Annotated in this window: 3 protein-coding genes and 1 pseudogene; all 4 read left to right on the forward strand. The window is 63.7% G+C overall.

Annotated features, from left to right (window positions below):
- Window positions 1-142: 142 nt before the first annotated feature.
- Window positions 143-646 carry a division/cell wall cluster transcriptional repressor MraZ gene (gene mraZ / locus A2I95_RS30605; protein WP_084294432.1) on the forward strand — a complete coding sequence of 168 codons (504 nt, stop codon included), beginning with the start codon at window positions 143-145 and terminating at the stop codon, window positions 644-646.
- Window positions 647-649: 3 nt separating this feature from the next.
- Complete coding sequence (gene rsmH, locus A2I95_RS30610) at window positions 650-1,642, forward strand: 16S rRNA (cytosine(1402)-N(4))-methyltransferase RsmH (protein WP_027258328.1); 993 nt, start codon at window positions 650-652, stop codon at window positions 1,640-1,642.
- Complete coding sequence (locus tag A2I95_RS30615; protein ID WP_027258329.1) at window positions 1,639-1,989, forward strand: cell division protein FtsL; 351 nt, start codon at window positions 1,639-1,641, stop codon at window positions 1,987-1,989. The genes rsmH and A2I95_RS30615 overlap by 4 nt, the downstream gene beginning before the upstream one ends.
- Window positions 1,986-2,639, forward strand: a pseudogene (locus A2I95_RS30620) (penicillin-binding protein 2); the annotation flags it as partial. The gene A2I95_RS30615 and the pseudogene A2I95_RS30620, both read left to right, overlap by 4 nt.

The following is a 2,639-nucleotide window of genomic DNA, read 5'->3' on the forward strand; positions in this document are numbered from 1 at the left end:
CATCCCCCCAGGTGGCGCGCGCAGTCGGACATCCCGCACAGCGGGCCAAGGCGGCGGGTTGATCAGTGGCAGCAGATCAACCCGCCCCTTTTCATTCTGGGGAACGGATTAACGCGAGGGACGCGCGAAAAGGATCGGTAAGTTGGGCCGCAGGTTCAGAGGCGAAAGCCACCACAAGGTGGACAGCAAGGGGCGGGTGTCAATCCCGGCCTCTTTCCGCCGTGTGCTGGAGGCCGCCGATCCGAACTGGAAATCCGGCGACAGCCCCGAACTGGTGATTGTCTACGGCGACCACCGCCGCCCGTTCCTGGAATGCTATACTATGGAAGCCATCGACGAGGTGGACGCCAAGATCGCGGCCCTGCCGCGCGGCTCCAAACCGCGCAAGATCCTGGAGCGCATGTTCAACGGCCAATCCTTGCCGACCAATGTGGATGACACCGGCCGCCTTGTGCTGCCGGCCAAGCTGCGGCAGAAGATCGGCCTGGAGGGCGAAGCCTTCTTTATAGCCTCCGGCGACACCTTCCAGATCTGGAAGCCCGAGACTTATGAGGAGGTTGAGATGGCCGAAGCCGAGAAACTGATGGAAGACCTGCCGGAGGATTTCGATCCCCTGGAATTCCTAGATGGCGCCGGAGGCGTTTGACCCATGACCCAGGACCAAAAAGCTGCCAATGGTCCCCACATTCCCGTCCTTCTGCGCCCGCTCTTGCAGGCGGTGGCCCCGGTCACGGGCCGCTGGCTGGACGGCACATTCGGTGCAGGCGGTTACACCCGAGGGCTGCTTGAGGCCGGCGCTGACGAAGTTACCGGCGTTGACCGCGACCCGCTGGCGTTTGAGATGGCCAAGCCCTGGGCAGGGGAGTACGGCAATCGCCTGATCTTGCAGCAGGGTGTGTTCTCCCGCATGGATGAATATGCCCAAGGCCTCGATGGCGTGGTGCTGGACCTTGGCGTCTCCTCGATGCAGCTGGATCTGGCCGAACGCGGCTTCTCTTTCATGCGGGACGGCCCGCTGGACATGCGGATGTCGCAGTCGGGGCCTTCTGCCGCCGATCTGGTCGCAGAGCTGGAAGAGGCCCAGATCGCCGATATTCTGTTCCACTACGGCGAAGAACGCGCCAGCCGCCGCATTGCCAAGGCGATTGTGCGGGAACGCACGATTGAACCGATCACCTCCACCCTGCGCCTTGCGAAGATCATTGAATCTTGCCTGCCGCGCCCCAAGCCCAACCAGTCGCACCCGGCGACCCGCAGCTTCCAGGGGCTGCGCATCGCAGTGAACGCCGAATATGACGAACTGTTCGAGGGGCTGCTGGCCGCTGAACGGGCGCTGAAACCGGGCGGATTGCTGGCCGTTGTCACCTTTCATTCGGTCGAGGACCGTATGGTCAAACGCTTCTTCCAGCACCGTGCAGGCAAAACCGGCCGCGCCAACCGCTATGCGCCGGAACAGCAGGAAACCCCTTCCCAGTTCGAACTGGTCACCCGCAAGGCGGTCGGCCCGGACGATCAGGAACTGGCGGAAAACCCGCGCTCCCGCTCTGCCCGTCTGCGGGTCGGTCGGCGGACTGATGCCGAACCTGGGCCGATCTCGGCCAAAGACCTTGGAATGCCGCAGCTGAAAGAGGCGCGCAAATGAAGACCCTGCTGTATGCCGCAACCTGCCTGGCCGTCTTTGGCCTGGCCTTCTGGGCTTACCGCGAAAACTACGCCACCCAGCAGGTGCTGAAGGAAACCCGCGCGCTGCAAAGCCAGATCGGTGCGGCGCAGGTGCGGCTTAGCGTTTTGCGCGCCGAATGGGCCTATCTCAACCGCCCGCAGCGGCTGCGCGAGCTGGCGGATATCAATTTCGACAGCCTTGGCCTGTTGCCGCTGCGCCCCGACCAGTTCGGCCGGGTGGATGAGGTGTCATACCCCGAACCCGAAGAGCTGGTGATCACCGATGGCGTCGAAGTGTCGGGCCTGAATGCGGGAGGCCAGCCATGATCCGCACTCCGCTGCGCCCGCTGGCCCGGATCCTGCATGCCCGCGCTACCGGCGAAAACCCGGATGTGATCGAAGAGGAAAACATCAGCCTGCGCCATCAGGAGATGCAGGTGCAGTCCCGCCAGCGCGCCGAGGGGCGGCTCTTGGTGCTGGGTCTGTTCTTTGTCTGTGCCTTTGGTGCGATCATTGCCCGCATGGGCATGACCGCGGTGTCAGAGCCGGCCGAACCCGTGGCCAGCGTGCCGGGCAGCGTGATTGCCGCGCAGCGCGCCGATATCGTCGACCGCAACGGCAGCCTGCTGGCCACCAACTTTGAAACCCACTCGCTGTATGCCCAGCCGCCGCAGATGATCGATCCCGTCGGTGCTGCAGAAAAACTGGTGCAGATCTTCCCGGATCTGGAGCTGGAACGGCTGGTCAAGGATTTCACCGGCAAGCGCAAGTTCCTGTGGGTGAAGAAGAAAATCAGCCCTGAGCAATTACAGGCGGTGCATGACATCGGTGATCCCGGCCTGATGTTCGGCCCGCGCGAGATGCGGCTGTACCCGAACGGCAGCCTGGCCGCCCATGTGCTGGGCGGCGCCGGTTTCGGCAAGGAGGGCGTCAACGCCGCCGAGGTGATTGGCGTGGCAGGTGTGGAACGCCAGTTC

It is taken from the genome of Leisingera sp. F5 (assembly GCF_001593695.1).

What these genes read in the sequence shown, in the direction of transcription:
- rsmH (WP_027258328.1), top strand. Translation starts at nt 650, where the DNA reads ATGACCCAGGACCAAAAAGCTGCCAATGGTCCCCACATTCCCGTCCTT.
- A2I95_RS30615 (WP_027258329.1), top strand. Translation starts at nt 1,639, where the DNA reads ATGAAGACCCTGCTGTATGCCGCAACCTGCCTGGCCGTCTTTGGCCTG.